Source organism: Peribacillus sp. P4_C12 (genome assembly GCF_056402095.1).
Genome location: NZ_JBFUIB010000442.1, coordinates 1 through 3,073, shown reverse-complemented (window position 1 = coordinate 3,073; position 3,073 = coordinate 1). Strand labels below are relative to the sequence as shown.

Genomic DNA, 3,073 nt, shown 5'->3' with positions numbered 1-3,073 from the left:
GCACTGTTCACTGCTGCATATTCTTCGGATACTAAGACATTATTCTTATCACTAGGTTCAATACCTACTGCAATAATGACCGGAGCTCTTAGAGGATTCTTTTTTTGTCTTTCCATCTTACTTATTAAACTCTCCGGAGTATCATCTGCATTTTCAATTCTTGTTATCTCTTCAAAGACCTGCCCAAGTTTATTTCTTCCTTCTCCTGTTAGTACAAAAAAACGCCAAGGCTCTGTTCGATGATGATTAGGCGCATATGTTCCAGCTTCAATTATTTGTTCAATCAATTCTTTTGGTACCGGATCTTGTTTAACAACCCCAATACTTCTTCTCGTTTTTATAGCTTCAATAGTTTCCATGTAATCTCTCCTTATCCCTTTATCTCTAAAAGTTTCTGCTTTAGTTCATTCTCCATCGCGGCCAGTTCCTGTTCAGCATGTCGACGTTTATGCCTGCCTTCTTCTTGAATTCGCATTGTTTCTTCAAGCGTGGAAATTAAATTAGCTTGGGTGTTCTTTAATGTTTCAATGTCGACAAGCCCTCGCTCATTTTCCTTAGCCGTTTCAATGGTATTTGTTTTCAGCATTTCCGAGTTTTTTAATAGCAAATCATTTGTCGTTTTGGAAACCTGCTTTTGTGCCTCCACAGCATGACGCTGTCTGATCAAGGTCAATGCAATTGCAACCTGATTTTTCCAAAGTGGAATGGCCGTCATAATCGAAGATTGGATTTTCTCGACAAGCGCCTGATTTGTGTTTTGTATCAGCCTAATTTGCGGGGCGCTTTGAATGGTGATTTCACGACTCAATTTCAAATCATACAGCCTTTTATCTAATCTTTCAGCAAATTGGCGCATATCATTGACTTCTTGAAACTTCATTTGATCATTGCTTAATTCCGCAGACTTCTTTAGCTCTGGAATTGTTTTCTCATGGATTTCTTCAAGTTTAATTTCCCCCGCTGCAATGTAGACATTTAACGCTTGAAAATATTCCTTATTCGTTTCATAAAGCTTTTCAAGGATTACGATATCCGATAGCAGGATATTCTTGCTCCGATCGAGTTTTACACTGATTCGATCAATTTGAGCCCCTGTTTTTTGATACTTAGAAAGTACTTCCTGTACAGATCCCGTCAACTTCCCGAACATACGCGCAAAAAATGAGGGCTTATCCGGTTTAAGCTCATCCGGGCTCAGATCGTTTAACTTCTTCATTAAATCACTGATAATGTCGCCCACTTCACCTACATCCTTTTTTTGTACATGCTCAAGCATCGAATTCGAAAAGGTTAATAGCTTTGATTGAGCGGGTGTACCATAGGAAATCATCGCCTGGTGATTTGTTGGGTCAATTTGTTCAGCAAGCTGGTAGGCTTTTGCCCGGTTTTCTTCCGGAATGACATCAATCAGTTTGACCGGCTTCGCTTCCTGGGGAGAAAGTTTCTCCAACTGCTGCACCTCGTCAAATGGATTGGCTAAAAGATCATCAATTAAATTGGCGTTAGTCGTATTATTTAACAGGTTTGGATCATTATTATTCATTTTAACCTCCTGCTTTCATCGATTACTTGTGACTCTTTTCTAGTTTTAATGGTTTGCTTCGCAACGTCCAATTCAAAGTTGAGGTTATCTATATCATCGGCAATCACTTTATATAAATCCTTTTCTATTGTTTTGGTAAGATCCTTTAAAGTTTTACGTGTTTCTGTTAAAGATAGTTCAAGCTCCTTATTCTTTCTGGGCTGCTGAGATAAAAAAACATATTTCTCTGCCAACTCCGTGGCTGAATCCAGATGGGAATAATAAAATTGTTCCGCCTGGTAAAAGCGCTTCGGTTCTTTTTTGGTAAGACTATATATTTTCCTGATCATCTTTATCATATCCTTCCTCTGTTTAAAAGAAGAGATATGCCTGACCGAAATTAGTGCCTTTTGCACTCGCCATATTTTCGGTTTTGCTTCACTTAAATTTTTCTTTATATATTGATATTCTTTTCTTGTCAATTCATGTTTTTTGAGGAATCGTGAGGAAAAGTAGACGGAACTTAGCCAGTATGCGAGGCCCCCTCCAACTATGGAAAAGACAACAGAAAGAACAAACGATTGATTCAATGCAAAATAGCTAATCAGCCAAACCGGCAAAACCATTGGAATTGCAATTAATATTGGGACAACATCAGCAAGAAAGCGATTCATTTTCATTACACTCCTGACTTACGCTCTTTTCTATATATACGATTATCACAGTAATTGGTTTCAAGATGGAAGAAAATTTTCTCCTACTTAAACGATATAGGAACAGGATGGTTTCTGCAAATTTAGCGATGAATTTATATTTTCATTGGAACATGCCCCCTCTTCATTATACTCCTTTTAGGCTATCGCCTTGTCACTTTACTAAAACTCACATAAGTTATAGGGTATCTATCCCGTTTGCAAAGGAGAGCTAACTATGAATTTACACGGTTTTTATCCTTTTCCACAACAAAATGGAAATCATCAGTACATTCAGGCTAATTTCAACCCATACTTCCAACAACCCGAACGATATGAATATGTACCACAGCAAGATTGGAATTTCCAGCAGATTCAAGACGATCCATATAACCATTTGCCCGAGGAGTTTGATTTTGAAAGACAACCGCCGCAAACTCAACAAATTGAAAGAAGAGTTCGGGAGCTTGAGCGTCAAAATGAGCAACAAACGCGAGAAATCAATCGACTGAACCAAGAGATTACGCGGGTGAATCGAGAAGTGAACCGTGTTAACCAGGAAATAACTAGGCTAAGCCAAAATGATCAGCGTCATACGAACAGATTGAACAGACTTAATCAAAGACTGCGGGCCGTGGAAAGGAACTTGAGCATCCCATTCTCCGCTACAGATGATGGCTTTTAGGAAAAAAACAGCAGGAGCTCATTATGGGCCGCTGCTGTTTTTTTACGTTTTCACTAGCTCTTTCATCAAAAGAACATAAAATTAATCAAACGATTGATTAAGAGGTATAAAGCTTAACAAAACGGTCATTTCGGGTTACCTTAACTGATTTGCCAGTTCTCCAAACTATCATCC

4 protein-coding genes are annotated in these 3,073 nt (G+C 38.5%); 1 reads left to right on the top strand and 3 read right to left on the bottom strand.

Going from position 1 to position 3,073, the window contains the following annotated elements:
* The 3 genes from AC1DUW_RS24570 to AC1DUW_RS24560 all read right to left on the bottom strand — a co-directional run.
* Positions 1 to 359, bottom strand: a 359-nt coding sequence (locus tag AC1DUW_RS24570) for a nitroreductase family protein (protein WP_477643694.1), incomplete at its 3' end; no start/stop codon positions are given.
* Positions 360 to 370: 11 nt separating this feature from the next.
* Entirely contained in the window at positions 371 to 1,543 is a 1,173-nt protein-coding gene (locus AC1DUW_RS24565) for a toxic anion resistance protein (RefSeq protein ID WP_053344243.1), read from the bottom strand.
* Complete coding sequence (locus tag AC1DUW_RS24560; RefSeq protein ID WP_053344242.1) at positions 1,540 to 2,196, bottom strand: 5-bromo-4-chloroindolyl phosphate hydrolysis family protein; 657 nt, start codon at positions 2,194 to 2,196, stop codon at positions 1,540 to 1,542. Before AC1DUW_RS24560 ends, AC1DUW_RS24565 begins: the two co-directional genes overlap by 4 nt.
* 256 nt (positions 2,197 to 2,452) lie before the next feature.
* Here AC1DUW_RS24560 and AC1DUW_RS24555 point away from each other — a divergent pair, with 256 nt between their 5' ends.
* Positions 2,453 to 2,899: a hypothetical protein gene (locus AC1DUW_RS24555; RefSeq protein WP_236694845.1), complete on the top strand. Its 447-nt coding sequence runs from the start codon at positions 2,453 to 2,455 to the stop codon at positions 2,897 to 2,899.
* Positions 2,900 to 3,073: the final 174 nt, after the last annotated feature.

Excerpts from the sequence above, each read along its gene's own strand:
- AC1DUW_RS24565 (WP_053344243.1), bottom strand. The coding sequence starts at position 1,543 with ATGAATAATAATGATCCAAACCTGTTAAATAATACGACTAACGCCAAT.
- AC1DUW_RS24560 (WP_053344242.1), bottom strand. The coding sequence starts at position 2,196 with ATGAATCGCTTTCTTGCTGATGTTGTCCCAATATTAATTGCAATTCCA.
- AC1DUW_RS24555 (WP_236694845.1), top strand. The coding sequence starts at position 2,453 with ATGAATTTACACGGTTTTTATCCTTTTCCACAACAAAATGGAAATCAT.